The organism is Paenibacillus sp. P4_E11, from assembly GCF_056401635.1.
In genome coordinates this window covers 26719-48854 of the sequence record NZ_JBFUIX010000044.1, presented here as the reverse complement: position 1 = coordinate 48854, position 22136 = coordinate 26719, and the positions used below count along the sequence as shown (strand labels likewise).

The following is a 22136-nucleotide window of genomic DNA, read 5'->3' as shown; positions in this document are numbered from 1 at the left end:
GATACCACAAAAATAAAAAATCACTCCTATCTCTTAAGCCAGACGTGTTGGACGAGCGATTTGTTCTGATTTGTGATAAAATATACTATTAAATTCAAGTAAGTACTTCCAAGAAAGAGGCGCAGTCCATGACAAACCATACCAACCTTACTCCAACCCATACCGGATCAGATCCGGATTCCATAGCAGACAACTCCAACACCCGAATCGTAGTAGGCATGTCAGGAGGAGTCGACTCTTCTGTCACCGCCCTTCTGCTCAAGCAGCAAGGTTACGATGTGATCGGGATTTTCATGAAAAATTGGGACGATACCGACGAGTTCGGCCATTGTACCGCCGAAGAAGATGCCGAGGATGTCAGAAGAGTTTGCAGCCAGATCGGCATTCCATTCTACACGGTTAATTTCGAGAAAGAGTACATGGATAAAGTGTTCTCCTACTTCCTAGACGAGTATACAAAAGGACGCACCCCCAACCCCGATGTGATGTGCAACCGTGAGATCAAATTCGGTGAATTTTTGCAAAAAGCGCTAACGCTAGGAGCCGATTATATGGCAACCGGCCATTATGCCAAGGTGGAACAGGTAGACGGTGAGTATCGACTGCTTCGCGGCGTGGATGCGGGCAAGGACCAGACGTATTTCTTGAACGCGCTCAATCAGCAGCAGCTGTCCAAGGCGATGTTCCCGATCGGGCATCTGCCCAAGGCTCAAGTACGTGAAATCGCGCTGGAAGCCGGCCTCGCAACAGCCAAGAAGAAGGATAGCACAGGTGTATGCTTTATCGGGGAGCGGAATTTCAAGGAATTCCTGAGCAGCTACTTGCCTGCCAAGTCAGGCGAGATGCGAGATCTGGACGGTACCGTGAAAGGCATGCACGACGGGCTTATGTATTACACGCTGGGGCAACGTCAAGGACTAGGCATCGGCGGTTCCGGCAGCGGCGAGCCTTGGTTCGTGGCGGGGAAAGATCTGGAACGCAACATCCTGTACGTCGTACAAGGAGAGAAGCACCCTAGCTTGTATTCCGTAAGCCTCTCGGCCACCGACTTGAACTGGATCAGTCCGGTTAGACCGAGTGATCCGTATCGCTGTACTGCGAAGTTCCGCTACCGTCAACCTGATCAAGGTGTAACTGTACAGTTCACAGGTAACTCTACATGCACAGTGACATTCGACAATCCGCAGAAGGCCGTTACTCCTGGTCAAGCTGTCGTGTTCTATGATGGCGACGTGTGCCTGGGTGGTGCAATCATCGATCAGGTGAAGCCTCTCGTGGACAGTAAGTTGACATAAGCGATAGAGAGCAAACAAGCAGGCTTGCTTCCCATGTGGGGACGCAAGCCTGCTTGTTATATAACCGATAATGCGTTAACCGCGGTCGATGATCTGGTCGCGGCGAGGGCCAACTGACACCCATCGGATCGTAACGCCGATCAACCGTTCGAGCTCGAGCACATATTGCTGTGCCGTTTGCGGAAGCTGCTCGAACGAACGAATGGCGGTGATGTCCGTCTTCCAGCCTGGCAGCGTGCGCAGGATCGGCTTGGCGCTGTCGAGCTTCGCGGACACCGGGAAGTCATCGGTCGAAACGCCGTCTACTTCGTAGGCGGTACAGACCGGGATGTCGTCCAAGTAGCCGAGGACGTCGAGATTGGTCAGCGCTACCTCGGTAGCGCCCTGCACGTGACAGCCGTAGCGGGTAGCTACCGCATCGAACCAGCCCATTCGCCGCGGCCGACCGGTCACGACGCCGAACTCGCCTGCATCTCCGCCTCGGCGGCGCAGTTCATCGGCGGCATCCCCGTCGATCTCGGTCACGAAGGGTCCAGCGCCAACGCAGCTGGAGTAGGCCTTCGTCACGGCGACGATGCGCGTGATCTCTCCTGGCGGCAAGCCTGCGCCGACTGCGGCGAATCCGGCGAGCGTCGATGACGACGTCGAGAACGGGTATATGCCGTGATCGGGGTCGCGCAAGGCGCCGAGCTGGCCTTCGGCGAGTATCAACTCGCCTCGCTTCAGCACGTCGCGCAGCAGCTTGGTCGTATCGCATACGTATGGAGCGATACGCTCGGCATCCTGCAGCAGCTGTCCGATCAACTCATCCACCGTGATCGGCGGCTTGCCGTACAGGTGCTGCAGCAGAACGTTTTTCGCTTCGAGCGCGGTTTCCAACCGGCCGCGCAGTCGCTGTTCGTTGTACAGATCGGCGACTTGTACGCCGATCTTCAAATATTTATCGGCATAGAAAGGGGCGATGCCTGTCTTCGTTGAACCGAACTGGCGAGCGCCGAGCCGCTCTTCCTCCAGTGCGTCAAACAACCGGTGATACGGAAGCACCAGCTGAGCCCGATCGGAGATGCGAATATCCGGAGCCGGTACACCTTTATCGAGCAGTTGCCCCAATTCTTTCAGAAAATCACCTGTATGGAAAGCGACTCCAGGTCCAATCACGTTCACAACTCCTGGTGCGAATACGCCAGAAGGCAATAAGTGCAACGCGAATTTCCCGTATTCGTTAATGATTGTGTGACCTGCATTGCTTCCGCCTTGGTAACGTATAACTACGTTTGATCCTCCGGCCAACACATCCGTCATCTTCCCTTTTCCTTCGTCTCCCCAGTTCGCTCCTACTATCGCCGTAACCGGCATGCGATCTACCCCTTTCCAAACTTGAACTATCCTTACAATTCCCATTATAATGACATTACTGACATAAATAAAATGAATCCTTTTCATATTCTATATAAATGAGGTTTATACCGTGATTGATAATCTGGAAAGTTATCGGGTGTTCTATGTGACTGCAGTATCTGGGAGCTTCACCAAAGCAGCGACGGAGCTGTTCATTACACAACCTGCGGTCAGCCATGCCATCAAGCAGTTGGAAACGAAAATAGGAAGTCCTTTGTTTCTAAGGACTCCTAAAGGGGTGAAACTGACTTCCGAGGGCGAAGTGCTTTATCGGTATATCGCGCAGGCGTACCATCTTATTGAAGCCGGGGAGAAAAAATTGGCTGAGATTCACTTGCTCCAGGAAGGAGAAATCCGGGTTGGTGCCGGGGATACCCTGTGTCGGTACTTTCTGCTGCCCCACTTGGAGGCGTTCCATCTGAAGTACCCTTCGATTCGATTCCAGGTCACGAATCGCACGACGCAGGAGACGGTGGCGCTGTTGAAGGAAGGCAAAATCGACTTCGGTATCGTCAACTTGCCCTTGCAGGTGGACGATCGCATGTTGGAGGTGCGAGAGAGTATTGAGTTGCAGGATTGCTTCGTAAGCGGAGCTGGTTTCGGCGGAGCTGATCTCGGTGGAGGTGAGGCCGGTGGAGCGTCTCCGCAGGCTGAAGCCCCGCTGACCTTCATCCAGCTGCAGCAATATCCGCTGCTCATGCTGGAGCGGGCAAGCAGTACGCGACGCTACATCGACCGGTTCGCCCAAGAGCAAGGCGTCGTGCTGAGCCCGGAGATTGAGCTCGGTAGTATAGAGCTGCTCGTCCAGTTCGCGCGGATCGGCCTCGGTCTGGCCTGCGTCATCCGCAACTTCGTGAGCGACGAGCTGCTTAGCGGTGTGCTGCGCGAGGTGCCGCTTAGCCCGCCGATTCCGCCCCGGCGCGTCGGCTTGATCACGCTTCGGGACGTTCCGCTGTCGGCGGCGGCGAGGCAATTTATGGGGATGCTGCCTTAGGCGGCTGTTGCCATAATTGGCGCGTGGCGCGAATATAGGCCGAATTAGTCAGGTTCTTGGGGCGGGTTGATTGCAGAGAGGGGAGCGTGAGGAATTAACGGATATTTTTTCCGCTAATGACAACATGATCGATCTTTCGAGAGAAATAGTGGAATATAATTCCGCTAATTCTCTACTTTCTCTATGAATTTGCGCATGATCATGAAATAGCGGAAAATTAATCCACTATTCAAGCTACAGAATTGGCTTATATTGAAATAGCCAGAAAAAACTTCCGTTATTTCTATTCCACTCCCCTAGCTTACTTACTCTCTCATTAACCACCATGCTAGTCCAACCATCATTACTGGAATCGGAAGAATGAAACATCATCTGCCGTCGTCTAACGACCGTCTGCCCTACTCACCCACATTTCGATCATCGCGCCGACGAAGCTGCTGGTTCTGCTTCATCTTCTCTTCCATCCCCTGCCCATTCGCCTCGAAGAATCGTTCTTCCTTCGCCGCATCAGGCAAATATTGCTGCGCCACATAATGACCAGGGTAATTATGCGGATACTTATAACCGACATGACCGAGCTGTGTCGCCCCCTTATAATGCGCATCACGCAGATGGAGCGGCACTTCAGCCGATTTGGTCCGCTCGAACGAATCGATTACCCGGGAAATAGCTATCGCCACCGAGTTCGATTTGGGGCTCTCCACGGCGAACAAGATCGCCTGGGCGATGTTGTACTTGGCCTCCGGCCAGCCGATCTTGCGGAACGCGTCCATCGCGGTCACCGCTTGCACCATCGCCTGCGGGTTCGCTAGGCCAATATCCTCGCTGCAAGCGACGATGAGCCGCCGCAGGAACACCATCGGGTCCATGCCGAGGTTCTCGACGGCATGGAGGAACCAGTACAGAGCGGCGTCGCTCGAGCCGCGCACGCTCTTGTGAAAGGCGGACAAGACGTCGTACTGCGTCGACTCGTCCGCCTTCACCGTAGGTCGCCGAATCGACTCCTCGGCGACCTCGAGCGTGATGCGGACCGTCCCGTCCGCATCGGGGGCCGTCGTCAGCGCGGCCAGCTCAAGCGCGTTCAACGCCCGGCGGATGTCACCGCCGGCCATCTGCGCGATGTGCGTGAGCGCCGCTTCCTCTGCCGCGAGCGGCAGGAAGCCGAGGCCGCGCTCGCGATCCTCGAGCGCCCGCCGCATGGCGGCGAGCGCGTGCTCGTGCGTCAGCGGCTGCAGCTGGAACAGCGTGGAGCGCGAGAGCAGGGCCCCGTTCACGTAGTGGAACGGGTTCTCGGTCGTCGCACCGATAAAGACGATAACGCCCTGCTCGACTGCCGGGAGCAGCGCGTCCTGCCGCGAGCTGTTGAAGCGGTGCACCTCGTCGAGAAACAGAATCGTTTTGCGCCCATACATCGCTTTCGTCTGCTTGGCCTGCTCGATTACTTCGCGTACATCTTTGACCGAAGCATCGACAGCATTCAACCGGACGAAATCCCCTTTGGTATGATGGGAAATAATCGTCGCCAGTGTCGTCTTTCCCGTTCCCGGCGGCCCGTAAAGCAGAATCGAAGACACTTGATCGGCYTCTATCGCCCTCCGAAGCAGCTTGCCAGGTCCAACGATGGACTCTTGACCGAAGTATTCCTCCAGCGTCCGTGGACGCATACGATCCGCCAACAGTTTACCGATAGGATTCGAAGATTCGTGATTGGAGAATAAGTCCATATCCATATTAAAATTCACCTCGTTGATATCCATAATGGCAGCCTTCTCGCTACCGCCCTCAATCCCTGCCTAATATCATACCCGCCTGGATGCAGGAAAGCCGTCACCTCTTGAGTGACAGCTCTCCTGTGGTTGCACATTGAAACAAACAAATTAGGCTTTAGACTTTTTCGCAGCTCGAGCGAGCAAATCTTTCACAGCCACACTGACCATAATAAGACCTGCCACAGGAGGAACGAAGGCATTGCTTGCAGGAGGCTGTTGAGCCTTGCGCCGATCAGGTGCATTCTCGGGAACAATTCGCTCCGTCACATCCACTCTCGGCTTCATCGGTTCCTCTGTCGAGTACACGACCTTAACCCCTTTATGGATGCCGTCCTTACGCAACTTCTGCCGGATAACCCGAGCAAGCGGGTCCATCTCCGTCTTGGAGATGTCTGCCACTTGAAACTTGGTCGGGTCCATCTTATTTGCCGCGCCCATGCAAGAAATGATCGGGATTTTACGCCGCAAACACTCTTTGATGATGTGGATTTTATACGTAACCGTGTCGGAAGCATCCAGCACATAGTCGATTGGGTAGGCAAATAGTTGCTCGTACGTTTCTTCGGTATAAAACATATTCAGCGCAATAGCGTCAATCTCAGGGTTCACCTGCTTGACCCTCTGCTCCATCAGATCGGCCTTGGACTGCCCGACGGTATGGAGGAACGCATGGACTTGACGATTAATATTCGTAATGTCCACAACGTCCTTGTCGATCAGGATGAGGCGGCCTACACCAGAGCGCGCCAGTGCTTCAGCAGCAATTGAGCCTACTCCACCCAACCCTAGCACAGCTACGGTACTGCCCTTCATCACTTCAATACCTTCAGGACCTATTGCTAATTCCGTTCTGGAAAATTGATGCAGCATACGTTCACCTTCTCCTCTTCATCCGTTCAATAGGGAGCCGTTACTAGGACTTGGCCGCAGGCTGCTTCAGGGCAAGGCGGATGGACAAATCTTCAAGCTGCTTCCCATCGACTTCGGATGGAGCATTCATAAGCAGATCCGTTGCACTGGCTGTCTTCGGGAACGCAATCGTCTCCCGCAGGTTGTTACGTCCAGCCATCAACATAACCAGACGGTCGAACCCATACGCGAAACCACCGTGCGGCGGAGTACCAAATTCGAAAGCGTCGAGCAGGAAGCCGAACTTCTCTTGAGCTTCTTCCTTGGAGAAGCCAAGCGCTGCGAACATCTTCTCTTGCATATCGCGTTGGAAAATCCGCATCGAACCTCCGCCCACTTCGTACCCGTTCAATACGAGGTCATAGGCTTGTGCACGGATTTGTCCCGGGTCAGTGTCGAAGTAGTGCACATCTTCGTCGTTCGGACGTGTGAACGGATGGTGTTCGGCTACATAACGCTTCGACTCATCATCATAGCTGAGCAGCGGGAAGTCGACGACCCACTCGAATTTGAACTCCTTCTCGTTGATCAGACCGAGATCGCGACCGATCTTCAGACGCAGGTTGCCCAACACATCGGCAACGACTTTCTTCGTGTCGGCCGAGAATAACAGCAGGTCGCCTTCCTCAGCGCCAAGACGAGCCTTGAGCGCTTCAATCTCCTGCTCATTGAAGAATTTCACAATCGGCCCCTTGAATTCGCCATCCTTCACTTGGATCCAGGCCAATCCTTTGGCACCATAACGTGCGGCGAAAGGTCCGAGGTCATCAATTTCCTTACGGCTCCACGTTCCACAGCCTTTGGCGTTCAACGCTTTCACTTGACCGCCTTTCTTGATCACGCTCGCGAACACCTGCACACCTGATTCGGCTACGATGTCGGATACATCTTCAAGCTCAAGGCCGAATCGCAGATCTGGCTTGTCGGAACCGTATTTGGCCATCGCATCTGCGTGACTGAGTCGTTGGAACGGACGCGGGATGTCGACTCCGAGCGTCTCTTTGAACAGTCGAACTACAAGCTCTTCCATCAGATCGAGCAGTTGATCGCGAGACAGGAACGACGTCTCAATGTCCACTTGTGTGAACTCAGGTTGACGGTCAGCACGCAGATCTTCGTCGCGGAAACAACGGGCGATTTGATAGTAACGTTCCAGTCCGCTCACCATGAGCAGTTGCTTGTAGATTTGTGGCGATTGCGGCAGGGCAAAGAACTCACCCGGATGAACACGGCTTGGTACCAGGTAGTCACGAGCGCCTTCCGGTGTACTCTTGGTCAGAATCGGCGTCTCGATATCAAGGAAGCCATTCTCGTCTAGGAAGTCGCGGAATACTTTGGCTGCTCTGGAGCGAAGCAAGAGTGTCTTCTGCATTTCCGGACGGCGCAGGTCGAGATAACGGTATTTCAAACGCAGCTGTTCGTCGATCTCAATGCCATCTTCGATGAAGAACGGAGGTGTCTTCGCAGCGTTCAAGATTTCAATCTCTTTCACTTGAACTTCGATTTCACCGGTTTGCAAGTTCGGGTTGAATGTAGCCGGGTCACGCTCCACGACTTGACCTTGAACGGCCAGTACGTACTCGCTGCGCGCTTTGTCAGCGATGTCCAGCGCTTGGCCAGAGAAATCCGGGTTGAACACGACTTGCACGATTCCGCTCCGGTCGCGAAGGTCGATGAACAATACGCCGCCTAAGTCACGACGAACTTGAACCCAACCGTTCAGGATAACCGTCTGACCGACGTGGGATTTGTCTAATTTACCGCAATGATGAGTTTTGAGTAGCATGATGATCCTCCTAAAGTTTGGTTAATTGTGTTGCTAATTGGTCCAGCTCCACTTGCTCTTGCTCGCCGTTCGCCATATTCTTGAGCGAGATGACGCCCTTTGCCAGCTCGTCATCCCCAAGAATGGCGACATAACGTGCGTTCATGCGGTCGGCCGATTTCATCTGCGCCTTCATCTTGCGCCCCTGATAATCTTTCTCCGCGGTCAAGCCTGCTGCCCGTAGTTGAAACAACAGCTTAGCTACGACAGCTTCCGCTTGCTCGCCCATACCAATCAAGTACGCATCCAACGGACGTCCCGCTGGGATATCCACACCCTGCGCTTCCAATACAAGAAGCACGCGCTCCATACCGAGCCCGAAACCGACGCCTGGCTGATCATCGCCGCCGATTTGTTCCACAAGCCCGTTGTAGCGACCTCCACCACTGATCGTGTCGATCGCACCGATGCCCGCACACTTGTATTCGAACGCTGTGTGTGTATAGTAATCGAGACCGCGTACCATTCTTGGATTGATCTCGTATTCCACACCCATGTCCGTCAAGTGCTGCTGTACCTTAGCGAAATGAACCGAGCACTCTTCGTCCAAATAATCCAGAATGGAAGGAGCGCCAACTCCGAACTGCTGGTCCTTCTTGCAGTCTAGAATACGCATTGGGTTACGATCATAACGCGACTGGCAGTCCTTGCACAGCTGTTCCTTCACCGGGGCAAAAAATTGCTGCAACTTCTCCCGATACACGGCTCGAACCGCTGGATTACCAACCGAATTGATTTCCACCCGCACGCCTTTCAAGCCAAGCTCCTTGTAGAACAAGTAACCCATGGCGACTACTTCGGCGTCCAGGCTCGGATCTGTCGAACCGAACGCTTCAATCCCGAACTGATGGAACTGCCGGTAGCGGCCAGCCTGTGGTTGCTCGTAACGGAACATCGGGCCGATGTAGTATAGCTTGGCTATGTCCGGCTCTCCGTATAGCTTGTTCTCCACGTAAGCGCGAACGACCCCCGCTGTCCCTTCTGGACGGAGCGACATGCTGCGATCGCCTTTGTCCAGAAATGTGTACATTTCCTTCTCGACAATATCGGTCGTCTCTCCGACACCCCGCTGATACAACTCCGTATTCTCGAAGATCGGAGAACGGATTTCCTTGTAGTTGAATCTGGCGCATATGTCACGCGCTTTATTCTCGATGTACTGCCACTTCTCTACGACGCCTGGCAGCAAATCCTGCGTCCCTTTTGGTTTCTGAATGCTCACTGTTCCCACCCTTTCTATCCCGAATCAAGCCTTCAAATCAAAAAATCCCCCATCCCTGACTACTGTCAGGGACGAGGGATTATGTAATCACCCGTGGTACCACCCAAATTCGCACCTGCAAGCTTTCACCCCGGCACGCTCTTCAATACGGTTAACGCCCGCCTACGCATAATGGCTAATGAATCGTTCCTTGTCTATGCAAGAATAATCGTTCACCATTTGTTCTCCGGGATGTCTTTCACTCAGTCATTGCCAGAAAGCTTGCAGCCTGGGCTTTCCTCTCTAGGGGCATGGGTCTGATCTACTTCTTCCCATCATTGAATCCGAACATATTAGTTAAGATTGTAATCTTGCCGAGCCACAAAGTCAAGGACAGCGGTGAAAAATGTGTTAAAATAGACTTAATAGTCCGTGTTAAGTGTGCTGGAGGTGAGTCGATGGAACTTGTAGGCGTTTGCGTGAAGTGCAGGTCCGAAGTATTTTGTAGGGACGGATTTCTCGACGGAATTGTCGATCACGGAAACTTATTCTGTCATGATTGTTTCCAGCACTTGAAGCAATCAACCCCCGATATGAACCAATCAGTTATCCCAGCCGATCCTTCTCAACCCGGGAATCAATCCTCAGAATCGTAACTCCATAACTCTATAATTCCAAGAAAATAACCTGCGGCATAGCCGCAGGTTGTCAAGTGAATCTATATTTTAAAAGGGGGTCGAGATTTAGTATAGCCGCCCAATATTAAGCCAGAATGAAAATAAGATTACAATTTCATTACAATGCTGAAAGCGGTTTATCCAAGCTTCAATTTACGATCCAACCACGCATACGCGGCTTGGCGTGCGTACGATGGAAATGAGTGCGCGCCCACACCCACCAAGGATATGTAGGCATCCGGCTCAAGACGTCCAAACCCAACTGGTGGTCGTATATCATCTTCCCCATCATCGACCATTCCGGATAACGTTCCTGAAACGGCGCCGTTTGGTACGCTTGCTTGCCTTCATAGATGCGCTCACCCGCGCTCAGAACATCCGGTGCTAGTACAACATAGCCGCGTTTGGCAAGCTCCCAACCGAACTTCAAATCCTCTCTACCAGACAAGCCGACAACTTCGTCCTTCCCCTGCGATACGGTCTGATGCAGGGCCATGATGTCAGGTACGATAGCACCCGCTGTCTGAATATCCGGACGAACGAGCATATACGCCGGTACACGATCGCCGTCCCAGCTCGCATACTCGAGCTTCTGCAGTACAATGCCATCCAGTTCCTGCTTATCTAGCAGTGTAACTTGCGGCACGATCCGTTCCGGGAACGGACCAAGCGCTTGTTCAACCGATGCACGAATCGATTGCGATCTCTGCGCCCATCTTGCCTTCTTTTCCACTAACGGTGCATCCTTGTCCAAGCCTTCCAACAAATCAAACAGTTGAATCGGTTCCCCAGTTGTACTCAACGTATAAGCCATCTCTGCATCCTCCTCTATCTCGTCAACAACAATGGACTCGTATACTTCTTACTATAAGCAATTTGACGGAAGCAGGATAGCATTAAATAACCGGTCTCTTACATGTATGAACATGAATAAAAATAAACAGCCTTCCTGGCTCAAGAGCACAAGAAGGCTGTTTATCCTACGGCTTCACTTTGCTTTTCACGTCACGTACCATCATGTACGTATCACCGTTGTTCAACTTCGCCTTGTCGGCGATACCGTCCACGGTTTCCTTCTTCAGGTAACCCTTTGTCTGCAGCTCTTGCACCGCTTGAGCTGCTGTAGGGTTCAAGCCGAGTACCTTCGCTATAGTCAGCGCTGCCTGATCGAGCGTAAGCGCCGCCTTAGCAGGGTCCTGTACCGATGCCAGTGCAGGAGTCGCATCGCCGGACAGCTTAAGTACCCGCTTCACGCCCTGCATCAGATTAACCATCCGCTGCGGATTGGACGCAGGCTCCATATTGAAGCCGCTATTGTCATAACCGCCGATCACAAGTCCCATGCTGACGACAGTCTTCAGCCCTTCATAGGCCTTATGCTGCATGAATGCTTGCGCCTTAGGCGTATAAGCTTTCAAATCCATACCTTGCTTGTTCAGCATATCCTGTAGCTCCACAATCTGCTCCTTCGAGGCAGACAGTTGACGGAACGTCACCTTCTTGTCGATAACGAGTTTTGCTGCTGCGCCAGCCGCTTCACCCGTAGCCATCCCGACAGGGATGACCCGTGCGCTTCCGTGCGGCAGCGTATCGAAGCTGGCCGAGCGGCCGACGACGAGCAAGCCATCGACCTTCTGGGGCACGATACTGCGGAACGGAACCGCATACTTCTGCGGATGGCTCATGACAGCCCCATTATCGGTCGGTGAGATACGCTGGATATCGACGGAGTAGGAACCTAGTGCAACGCGGTCCCACTGATCCTTGTTCTCCATCACGTCAACCATCGTCAACCGATACTCCCCTTGCATATGCCGGGTTTCCCGCACATATAGCTCGGGCGCAGTACCATCCAGCTCAAGACCGGCGAATTCCGGATATAGCTTCTTCATATGCTCCACCACGTAAGGCAACTCTTTCTTCCCGATCTCGAACGCTTCGGCACGGGATTTCGCATCTAGACCATCGATCCCGAAGATCTGCAGCGCATTGATCAGTAAAGTCTCATCGTTCTGACGACCGATATTCAATCCGCGCATCTTGACGCGCTCTTTGTTCTGAGCGGGGTATTGCTGCATTTCCCCGTATCCCCACGCGCTCAACTCGTTCGCATCCGTACCATCGTTTCCGTCATTCTTCAGATGCTTCTTCACCTGTTCCCATACGGCCGGTGTTACGTTCTTCAGTCGGAATACGAGTGTAACCGCCATCCGCGCTTCCTTGTCGCCCAAGTCTTCCCGGCCAATTGTGAACGGTACGCCTGCAGCAGCAGCGAGATCAGCATCCTGAGTAGCATCGATGATTGTCTTAGCCTTGACGGTCATCTTGCTGCCGTCGGCTTTCGTAATCGCGATACCAGTCATTTGCTTCATGCCACCCGAGCTGTCCTCCGTAATCGGATCCATAGCTTTGGCTTTCATATATAAGTCAATATTTTTTTCGTTTTTTACCATTTTATTGAACGCATTGGCAGCTGTAATCACATCAAAGGAATCGCCCTCGACTTGCTTATACCATTCCGAGAACAGCCCTTTGTTCAAAATATCATCCTTGCCTCCAGGCAATATACCCTTCTTGTCCGAATCGTAATTGTGATCCAAACTGTTCAGCCATCCTATGGTCATAAGTCCACCTAGAATCTCGCGATCGCGTCCGTCGACCAACAACGTCTTCAACCCATTACGCGAAGCGGAAACAGCGGCCACGATGCCTTCCGGGTCCGTTCCGACGACGATGACATCATACTGGTCCTTGGGTTGCTTCACCCATTCAACCTTCTCCAGCACCTTGGGATCGCCTACCGTCTGCTTGTCCGATGTCAGGTAGAAGAACGCCCATACCCCGATTAACGCGGCAATCAATACTAATCCTGCAAATAAAAGTACGTTGTTTCTGTATTCCTTGCTCATGCGACGTTTTGCTGCCATCTCACCCATCCTAATCGTAAAAAAATACGTAACAAGTCCGACTTACCACTAAGTCGACCCCTTGAAGTGTACCATATTCCGGGTCAAAAATGAATAAAACGTCTGCTACGGCAGACTTTTACCTATTTCATCTCAATCGAATCCGCCAACGCTCATCGTGATTTCAAGTAATTGGTTCGTATTCCTCGATCATCCTACGTCCATCCGTTTGCATCCACTTCTCGATTTCCATCTTCAAGCCCTGCTAGGGTAATGCCTGCAACCGTTCCAAGGCTTCCTCCGATGCCAGTTCTTCTAGCGAAAGACCTGCTATTGTCCTTATTGCTGCATAGAGATCATGTGAATGTTCACTCGTACGATCGAACGTTTCCAGATGGTGTGCTGCGAGTCGTATCACCTGTTGCAAAATACGAAAGGCCCCGTGAGACAAAGGCGGTTCGCCTAGATAATTCGTCATCCTGCCTCCTGCGCGGTAATCTCCACTATTCTCTAGTCCAATAAACCGCAGAAACCAGTCCGCTCGATAACTACCGATTGCCGCCTTGATCCCGGCATAGTCGGCTATGAATTCATCTAGCATTCGATTCTGCATGGACCCAAGGACTCGCGACGTATAATAGTGCGCACATTCGTGCTCTCTGCGAATAACTAGCGACTTGTTGCGCCAATCCGCATCCTCCAATCCAATGTCCTTGGCCGGAACCGCACTGTACGGTCCGTCGTTAAGCAATATAAACCGATCGCGATACAACTGCGTTCGCGGAATAAGGCTGCGAAACTCTTCCTTCCATGCAGCTTCGTCCGCCTGGCGCCCCTTGTGACTGTGGTACGGGTCTAGGTTCGTTGCGCATTGTGAACGCTTGCACCAGCTTGACGAAATCGTCCCGGTAGCGGCTGATCAGGATTGGTATCGTTCCAGCAGGAGTCGGATACAACTGCAACGTGAGCAGATCTGGTCGGTCAAGGTGGAGGAGTTCTGAGTTCCATTCAGGTAAAGGCAATATGCCTTTGAGCGTAGCGGACCTGTATGATTCATCACCACTGATTCCCTCGCGGATTGGGAATTGCAGTTGCACGAGCTTCTCCTGAAGTACAGGAAACAAGCCTCTCGACTCAGCCTCTTTTGCGTAACTTCGCCAAGCTTGGACAAAGGGCTCGTCGGCAAGGGGCAACGTTTGCCCATCCGATAACGAGAATCGGAACCGATTCTCGTTGTACGCGAGCAACTCTTCTGTTTCTGCCTCGTTCGCTCCTAGCGAATGGAGGACATGTGCTCTTAGGCTATTGGTTTCCATTTACGCTCCTTCCTCCTACCCATTGGGTCAGACAAGTTTGCAGAGAAATTCTTGATCTGAAATTGGCTTATCACTCCATCAAGACTATAAATTTATTTTAAAGTATTGTTGCTTTATCTGCGTTAAAGTTTAGTTAAAGCTTGACTAAATCTTTGATTAAGAATCCATGGATGATGGGGGCTAAGACGGCCGCTCCAAGTGAAAAAGGACCCCTACGCTTTACCCCACAAAGTGAAGATCAGCTCTGAAGATAACGCCGAGTACTTTGTGGGGCCCCCGAGAGCTCAAACATCTTGTTTGAACCTCCTTGATTGTATAAGGGATTTTGCGGTATGGAGGTTCAAGCCAAAACTCGCTGGGGTCCTCTTTTTCACTTTCCACTCCTCTTGTCCACAGTTAATCGACAGCCTCATTATGTCCGCAATGCCCCCAAAAACTGTAGTTTTACTCGAAAGAAGACCCATGCACTATGCATGGGCCTCTGAATTTCTAAATATAAGTTCGATTAAGGGTAAAAAGTACTGGCCGGGGTCGTACTCGGGCACCAGCGCGAAAAGCGCAGGAACCGGAAAAGGGCATCCTTCGCCCGCTCTGTGCCGATGTAGAACAACGCCTCAGCGGCATGGGCTCGGACGTACCGGTTCTCGTCGTCGAGCGCCGTTTCCAACGCCGGAACGGCATCATCGGCTGCGGCGCCGAGCATCGTTAGCGCAAGTCCGGCCATAAACCGGACTTGCGTGCTCTCATCCTGCAGGCTGCCGGCCAAGGCTGCCGTGCAAGCTACGGCCGGCGTCCCGATGCGCCCCAGCGCATCGACGGTCTCCGAGCGCACGCGTTCTGACTCGTGCGCACGCAGCTGGCGCGCAAGCGCAGGCACGGCGGCTGCCGCCGCCTCTCGCAGCTCGCCAAGGGCGAAGGCCGCTAGCGCGGCCGCATCTTCCTGGCCGCTGTCCAGCGCCGCCAGCAGCCCTTCGACCGCCGACGCGCCGGCGGCGGTCAAGCCGTACGCGGCCGCGCGCGACGCGGGCCGCGAGCCTTGCTGCAGCGCGCTGAGCAGCGCTGCTCTTGCAGGCGCGCCGCCTAGGCGCGCCAACCCGTAGGCGGCGTTCAGCGCCGCCGGCTCGTATCCGCCCTCTAGCGCTTGCGCGAGGGCGGTGACGGTGGCGTCGTAAGCCGCCGACGCCTCGGTGACGCCCGACAGCGCCAGTCGGTCGGCCGCCCACGTGCGCACGCGCACGTCATCGCTTTGGAGCTGCGCGATCAGCTCCTGCACTGCGCCTGCCTGCTCACTCATACTCGCCTGCTCCTGCACTCCACTAGCAGCTGCAACCAGATCACTCGCCCGCACATCCCCTGATCGGCCAGACAGCCAGTTCCAAGTGTCGCGCCAGATCACTTCGTGCGAATGGATCGAGGGTGACAAGGTGGCCGGAGTGGTCCATTCCGATTGTTGATTGTCCCAGCTTGGCGCTGTTGGTGCTTGGGTGCGCATAAATTCGAATTTGAGCATGAAGCGTTCTCGACCTAGCAAATTGGCCGTAGAACGATGCCAGATGTCGTATTGAATCAGTGCGAATGTCCCGGCAGCGCCCGCCGCTGTTGCTTCCTCTGGATTATCATCCGCTGCGAACGTGCGGCTTTCATGATATTGCGACCCTGGCATCACACCAGTCGGCCCAAGCTCTAGCGGTGTATCCTGCGGGAAGTACATAATCATAGCCCACCAAGGTCGATGATTACGCATCCGCTTATATCCCCAATAGCTGTCCTTATGCCAATTGCCGGGTTTCGGCGAATGATTGTAATGTCCATGCCGGTGGGCATGCATCATATACCCGGTTCCGAGAACACTGGTCAAGGCCCCGGTTATAACCGGATTGTCGAAGACGGTCTTAAGCTCCCTAATGCGGGGGAACAAGTTGTTACCGGGGTTCCCTTCGCTCTTGTATACCTCGCTCAAGCTGCTATACAGTTGATCGTGAAATTGTTTGGAAAAGTCGGTGTTCAGAATAAGGAACCCTTCCGTAATGAATTGACTCATCTGTTCGTCTGTCAGTAACTGTTTATTACCCGTCATTGTGCTTACCCTCCATGTTTTGCCCCATATAAGGTTCCGGGGACCCCAGACTAGAATAGGTTTCATCCAACAGGATGTTATCTATTAGTTTAAAGACTGGACATGGAAATCAAAATGGAAGAAGCTTACCTCAATTTGCACAAAACTAACCTCTAATGCGCGAATAGCTACACAATAGTTACAGCTATCACAAATCTATTACTCACTCAGGGATCTCCTCTTTCCTAAGCGACCCAGCCCGTTCGACGTATCGTGAGAAACGCTCTTTCTTCCGCCCATTCTGCTGGTAATCCGTAATCAATCCGGACACCAGTTCGAACAATTCGGCCTCTTGCACACCCTCTTTCCACAACCGTCCGACTGAAGCTTTGAGTGATTTCCCCTCTCCACCTAAGTAAATGTCGAAACCTACCTTCATCTTCACGATACCTATATCTTTGAACAGCGGTTCACTAGTTGCATTCGCACAGCCAGCGTACCCAATCTTCAGAGGATTCGGAACAACCAGTCCAGCCACAAGCTCATTCAGCTTCATTGCTGTTGCTAGTCCAGCCTCCTCTGCACCTCTGCAGAAATTGCAAGCAATCAGATTTTTGGAGAAAAACCCAGCCGGATACACTTCCAATCCCACTGAAAGCAGCTCCTGTTTCACTTCTTCCGCCTGTGCCTCTTCCACTTCGATATACAGCTGCTTGAACGTTGTGAACTCTACTTTGTCCTCTTCCCCAAGAACAGACTCTATCGCCTTCAACTGTTCCCCTGTGAACAAACTCCCTCCCACACTAATCCTCGGCGCAACCGCTAGCTTCATCCTTGTTCCTCCCCTGCCCTATTTGGCTTTCCTATTCCTCTCCTAAAGTTAACATTGCTACCCCCGACGGGATCAAAAGTATGAATCAATCACAAATATATGATAGTAGTACAGGAATAACGGAAATGTGAAACTTACAACAGCTTTGCCAACGCCTTCCTTCAGGGCCATTAACGCGGAATTTCCGCACTACAGCTGCCCCAGCTCCTCGCCCCAATTAAGGAACCTTCACGACAAAAGGCACAATGAACGTCTGCCCGTTTTGCTGAAACTGACCCCAAATCTTATACACGCCGCTCGCGGGAAACTTCGTCATGAACTTCGCATCCGGCCCTTTGGCCTTCTCCTCGGTCGGGTGCACATGCAAGTATTGCTCGGCATCCGCGCTTAAGATCACCACATGCCCAACGGCTCCCAAGTACGGCTGCAAATCGGTTACAGGCTGTTTCGTCTTCTCGTCCACGATATGGAATGTCAGATTAACGTCCATCCCAGCCATCAAATGGTCGTAAGACAAGGTGACGGTTTTGCCATTCACGGTTCTCGTTAACTGACTGTCTGGAGTGATGGCCGTCGCTGGTTGTGCAGCTCCTTCGACTTTAATCCAGTTGCTCTTCGTAGTTGCCGAGCCGCCGGTCGGCACATAGTCGGCGAACAGCTTATATTCGCCGCCTGCTGGGAATTGCGTATCGATCTCGAACAAGCCTTTCGCCTTATATTCCGGATGAATATGGTCGAAGTAGGATAGATCCTTGCTAACGACAATGAGATGCATCTTCTTTTCATGATTCAGATCGAAGTTGTTAATCGCGTTGCCCTTCTCATCCTGGATCGTCACGGACACTTTCGTACTCACCTTCGCTTGCGGCTTATCGTTCGATAGCTTCCAGACTGCCTTGGTCGTGTCGGGCTTTTCGGCCTTGGCGCCTGTGGCTTCCCCGTGCCCGCCATGTCCATTCGTACTGCTCCCACCTGACTTCGAGCACGCTGCCACCAAAACTAAGCTGAACACTAGCAGTAACACCCATAATCGTTTCATCGTTTCGTCCTCCAGGGTTAAAGTTTGATGCGCTGCAGACGGAGCGCGTTCAATACAACGGATACCGAGCTGAGTGCCATCGCTGCTCCAGCCAGCCAAGGCGCAAGAAATCCGACAGCCGCGATCGGAATACCGATCATATTATAGGCCAGCGCCCAGAACAAATTTTGTTTAATGTTGAGCATCGTCTTCTTGCTCATGAAGATGGCATCCGGGATACTGTTCAGATCACCGCGCATCAAGGTGACATCGGCGGCTTCCATCGCCACGTCCGTGCCAGTACCGATGGCCATCCCGATGTCAGCTGTTGCTAGTGCCGGGGCATCATTGATGCCGTCACCGACCATGGCAACATGCTGCCCGTTACCTTGCAATCGCCGCACTTCCTCAGCCTTGCCTTCCGGCAATACTTCCGCCAGCACCTCGTCGATGCCTGCTTCTGCTGCGATAGCACGAGCCGTCCGTGCATTATCACCGGTCATCATCACGACCTGCAGCCCCATGGCCCGTAGACGGGACACCGCTTGTTTCGATGTTTCCTTCAATGTGTCAGCTACAGCCACTACTGCCGCCAGCTTCCCGTTAACCGCTGCAAGCATCGCGGTCTTACCTTGCTCTTCCAACCGATTCATGTCCGCCTCAACACTAGCTGCGAGCGCAACATCGTAACGGGCCATCAGCTTTCTCGTTCCAACAAGAAGCTCGTTCCCTTGCACGACTGCTTTGACACCGAATCCAGGTATGGCTTCGAATGATTCCGTTGACGGCAATTCAATTTCCCGATCCCGCACACCGGCCACGATCGCTTCCGCCAAAGGATGCTCCGAATTACGTTCAGCCGCACCGATCCAAGCTAGCAGTTCGGCTTCGTTCCATTGTGCCTCTACTACGATGTCTGTCAATTCTGGCTTGCCTTTGGTCACTGTACCCGTCTTGTCCAATACGATGGTCTTGATCCGGTGTGTAGCCTCCAGATGTTCACCGCCCTTGAACAATATGCCGAGCTCCGCTGACCGCCCCGACCCGGCCATAATCGATGTTGGCGTAGCTAGTCCAAGCGCACAAGGGCAAGCGATGACCAGCACAGCAATTGCCTTCTCCAGTGCTCCTGCGAAATTGCCAGAATCGACGGCGAAATACCAGATGAGGAACGTTACAATCGCAATCCCTACAACGATCGGTACGAATATACCCGAGATCACATCGGCAATGCGCTGAATTGGCGCCTTCGACCCCTGTGCTTCCTCCACGACTTTAATAATTTGCGCCAAGGCGGTATCCTTCCCTACCTTCGTTGCTCGAATCCACAGAACGCCGTACTTGTTCAACGTTGCCCCGATTACCGAGTCGCCTGCGCTTTTGGAAACCGGAATACTTTCGCCCGTAAGCATCGATTCGTCTACAGAGGAGCTGCCCTCCACAACCTCACCATCGACCGGTATTTTCTCACCTGGCTTCACAACGACGATATCTCCAGCGATTACATCCTCTACTCGCACTTGCAGCTCCTGACCTTCACGGATGACTAGTGCGGTTTTGGCTTGCAAGCCCATTAGCGTCTTGATCGCTTCCGAAGAACGCCCTTTCGCCAATGCCTCGAACAGCTTGCCCATCAGAATCAACGTAATCAGAACGGAGCTTGTTTCGTAATACATATCGACTTGATGCATATGCCCGCCCACTGACTCCAGCGTTAAATACAAGCTGTAGAAGTAAGCAGCCGACGTTCCAAGAGCTACAAGGACATCCATATTAGCGCTGCCGTTACGGAGTGCCTTATATGCTCCCACATAGAAAGGCCAGCCGATGATGAATTGTACAGGAGTAGCCAGTACTAGCTGAAACCATGGGTTCATGAACAGCCCAGGCACCCAAATCCAGGACGTAAACGAGAAGTGCCCTACCATCGCCCACAATAGCGGGAATGATAATATCGCGGAAATCAGCAGCTTCATCTTATGTTTCTGAATATCCTTACGTCGGGTTTCGGCTTGGTTAACCCCTTTATCCTTACGTGCAGCCTTATACCCCAACTGCTCGACCTTGCGAATCAAATCTTCAATCGTCACTTGCCCTGGCTTATATTCCACATGCGCCGATTCCAGTGCCAGATTCACACTTGCGAGCGACACGCCGTCCAGCTTGTTCAGCCCTTTCTCAATCCGAGTGGCGCATGCGGCGCAAGTCATCCCAGTAATAATCAGTGTTGTTTCTTCGGGCTGGTTGGTCATTTCGTTCTTCATCTTGCTCACCTCATTCTTGTTGATACAATACCCCCATAGGGTATATAAATAGTTGTAAAAAAGGGAGCCCCATACCGGCGACTCCCACGCGCACCGTTACACTACGTCGTACCCTTGATCCTCGATTGCATCCTTGATCGCCTGCAGCGATACAGACGATTCATCAAACTCTACGGAAACTTTCTTGCTTGCCAGATCAACCTTGGCTGATGCGCCCAAATTACGGACCGCACCTTCAACCGAGTTCACGCAATGTCCGCAGGACATGCCTTCCACTTTCAAATCGATGTTTTGCATAATAATATGCCTCCTATTCGTTATCTCATTAATTTATTAACCGTGACCATGAGCTCATTTATAATATCCTTGTCCCCGGCTTGAATTTTCTCAACTACACAAGACTTCATATGTCCTTCGAGCAATAACTTCCCGACTCCGTTCAAAGCTGACTGAATTGCAGCGATCTGGTTCAACACATCGTCGCAGTAAGTATCCTTCTCAATAAGCCCTTTCACGCCTCTGATCTGTCCTTCGATACGGTTGAGCCGAGTAACCAGATTCGCCTTCAGCTTATCCGAATGGTGACTCTTCCTCTCCCCGCCTTCAGTGGCGCAGCAATCCTGATCTTGATCGTGCAAGTTACCTGTATGATCCATACCGTTATCACCTCTTAGAGATCAATGTACTATACCCCTAGTGGGTATGTCAACCTCTGATAATTACTATACCCCCATACCGTATATTTGTCAAGAGAGAAAAAGCCACAATGGGCTTTTGAATGTTATTTTGTTCAATCTAAGGCTCGTATCATGCTCGGTTGAACAGCTCTCGATATTCGGTTGGCGACAATCCTGCGTGCTTTTTGAACAGGCGGGAGAAATAATATAGCTCCATCCCGACCGAACGTGCTGCATCGGAAATCGGAAGATCCGTTTCGGCCAGCAACAGCTGCATCGCTTTTTCCATCTTCAGATGATTGATGTATTGAATGGGTGACATTCCGACCAACTCATGAAAATGACGGATGAAATAGTTCGGGTGAAAATGGACCAATTCTGCCAAATCTGGAACTGATATCGGCTCGTCCAAATGATTCTCGATGTAATTCAACACGGTCTGCAAATGCTGGATCCGATGCTGTCCGTTCATCATCCGGTTACCGCCGTATGCGGCGAACGCGCCCTCCAGATAAAGCGCAATAATCTCAAGCAATACGGACTTCTGATGGATAATGGCCGTGAAATGCTCACTTTCATAATGCATCTTCAGTTGCTTGAATAGGTCGATCAGACGCTCAGGATCATCCGGTGTAATGAAGATGGGCAACCCGAGTAGTAGAAACAAATCCCGGTTTCCGATCTTTGCGTTAAAATGGCACCAGTGCTTGCCGAAGGCGTTGTTCTCCTCAGTTGCATAGTACGACTGCTTCACGCCGGAAGGCATGACGAACAGCTGCCCAGGCTGCGGATAATAGGCGGTTCCGTCGATTTCTAGACAGCCAGCCCCTTCTACGATGTAATAGAACCGGCAAAAATCCGGAACGAAGTCAAATTGTCGCCACTTCATATTCACTTTCGTATAGGCCGCCACGGATAAGGACACTTGCACATTGGCAATTACATTCCGCAAATGCGCCCACGAGGGGCTCGACTTGGTCATTGAGATTCCCCTTTAAT

At 52.4% G+C, this 22136-nt stretch carries 16 protein-coding genes, 1 pseudogene and 1 other annotated feature; of the genes and pseudogenes, 2 read left to right on the top strand and 15 right to left on the bottom strand.

Annotated elements, in window-relative coordinates; genetic code table 11:
• Window positions 1–128 precede the first annotated feature (128 nt).
• Complete coding sequence (gene mnmA / locus AC1DWB_RS17570) at window positions 129–1295, top strand: tRNA 2-thiouridine(34) synthase MnmA (protein ID WP_477542379.1); 1167 nt, start codon at window positions 129–131, stop codon at window positions 1293–1295.
• A 75-nt stretch (window positions 1296–1370) separates the two neighbouring features.
• On the opposite strand, the gene AC1DWB_RS17565 is transcribed toward mnmA, so the two are convergent.
• Complete coding sequence (locus AC1DWB_RS17565; RefSeq protein WP_477542378.1) at window positions 1371–2651, bottom strand: adenylosuccinate synthase; 1281 nt, start codon at window positions 2649–2651, stop codon at window positions 1371–1373.
• Window positions 2652–2763: 112 nt separating this feature from the next.
• Between AC1DWB_RS17565 and AC1DWB_RS17560 the strand changes: the two genes are divergently transcribed.
• The gene (locus tag AC1DWB_RS17560; protein WP_477542377.1) at window positions 2764–3687 is read left to right on the top strand and encodes a LysR family transcriptional regulator; all 924 of its coding nucleotides are present in this window, start codon (window positions 2764–2766) and stop codon (window positions 3685–3687) included.
• Window positions 3688–4085: 398 nt separating this feature from the next.
• Here the strand turns inward: AC1DWB_RS17560 and AC1DWB_RS17555 are convergent, their stop codons facing one another.
• The 14 genes and pseudogenes from AC1DWB_RS17555 to AC1DWB_RS17490 form a co-directional block, all read right to left on the bottom strand.
• A complete protein-coding gene (locus AC1DWB_RS17555; RefSeq protein ID WP_477542390.1) occupies window positions 4086–5411 on the bottom strand; it encodes a replication-associated recombination protein A in 1326 nt (441 codons plus the stop codon).
• A gap of 153 nt (window positions 5412–5564) precedes the next feature.
• On the bottom strand, window positions 5565–6326 hold the full coding sequence (locus AC1DWB_RS17550) for a tRNA threonylcarbamoyladenosine dehydratase (protein WP_477542376.1): 762 nt from the start codon (window positions 6324–6326) through the stop codon (window positions 5565–5567).
• Between the two features lie 43 nt (window positions 6327–6369).
• Window positions 6370–8151: an aspartate--tRNA ligase gene (aspS, locus tag AC1DWB_RS17545; RefSeq protein ID WP_477542375.1), complete on the bottom strand. Its 1782-nt coding sequence runs from the start codon at window positions 8149–8151 to the stop codon at window positions 6370–6372.
• Window positions 8152–8161: 10 nt separating this feature from the next.
• Window positions 8162–9412: a histidine--tRNA ligase gene (gene hisS / locus AC1DWB_RS17540; RefSeq protein WP_477542374.1), complete on the bottom strand. Its 1251-nt coding sequence runs from the start codon at window positions 9410–9412 to the stop codon at window positions 8162–8164.
• 64 nt (window positions 9413–9476) lie between these two features.
• Window positions 9477–9739, bottom strand: a binding site (T-box leader).
• A gap of 477 nt (window positions 9740–10216) precedes the next feature.
• Window positions 10217–10882 carry a dienelactone hydrolase family protein gene (locus AC1DWB_RS17535; RefSeq protein WP_477542373.1) on the bottom strand — a complete coding sequence of 222 codons (666 nt, stop codon included), beginning with the start codon at window positions 10880–10882 and terminating at the stop codon, window positions 10217–10219.
• A gap of 166 nt (window positions 10883–11048) precedes the next feature.
• Window positions 11049–12995 carry an FAD-dependent oxidoreductase gene (locus AC1DWB_RS17530; protein ID WP_477542372.1) on the bottom strand — a complete coding sequence of 649 codons (1947 nt, stop codon included), beginning with the start codon at window positions 12993–12995 and terminating at the stop codon, window positions 11049–11051.
• A 244-nt stretch (window positions 12996–13239) separates the two neighbouring features.
• A pseudogene (locus AC1DWB_RS17525) lies at window positions 13240–14290 on the bottom strand (DUF7005 family protein).
• A 505-nt stretch (window positions 14291–14795) separates the two neighbouring features.
• Window positions 14796–16367 (bottom strand): HEAT repeat domain-containing protein, encoded by a 1572-nt coding sequence (locus tag AC1DWB_RS17520; RefSeq protein ID WP_477542371.1) that lies wholly within the window; start codon window positions 16365–16367, stop codon window positions 14796–14798.
• A gap of 202 nt (window positions 16368–16569) precedes the next feature.
• On the bottom strand, window positions 16570–17178 hold the full coding sequence (locus AC1DWB_RS17515) for a nitrite reductase (RefSeq protein WP_477542370.1): 609 nt from the start codon (window positions 17176–17178) through the stop codon (window positions 16570–16572).
• Between the two features lie 217 nt (window positions 17179–17395).
• Entirely contained in the window at window positions 17396–18217 is an 822-nt protein-coding gene (locus AC1DWB_RS17510) for a hypothetical protein (protein WP_477542369.1), read from the bottom strand.
• Between the two features lie 17 nt (window positions 18218–18234).
• Window positions 18235–20460 (bottom strand): heavy metal translocating P-type ATPase, encoded by a 2226-nt coding sequence (locus AC1DWB_RS17505; protein WP_477542368.1) that lies wholly within the window; start codon window positions 20458–20460, stop codon window positions 18235–18237.
• Window positions 20461–20556: 96 nt separating this feature from the next.
• Window positions 20557–20757 carry a copper chaperone CopZ gene (copZ, locus tag AC1DWB_RS17500; RefSeq protein ID WP_477542367.1) on the bottom strand — a complete coding sequence of 67 codons (201 nt, stop codon included), beginning with the start codon at window positions 20755–20757 and terminating at the stop codon, window positions 20557–20559.
• A gap of 20 nt (window positions 20758–20777) precedes the next feature.
• Window positions 20778–21116 (bottom strand): metal-sensitive transcriptional regulator, encoded by a 339-nt coding sequence (locus tag AC1DWB_RS17495; protein WP_477542366.1) that lies wholly within the window; start codon window positions 21114–21116, stop codon window positions 20778–20780.
• A 151-nt stretch (window positions 21117–21267) separates the two neighbouring features.
• Complete coding sequence (locus tag AC1DWB_RS17490; protein WP_477542365.1) at window positions 21268–22119, bottom strand: AraC family transcriptional regulator; 852 nt, start codon at window positions 22117–22119, stop codon at window positions 21268–21270.
• Window positions 22120–22136: the final 17 nt, after the last annotated feature.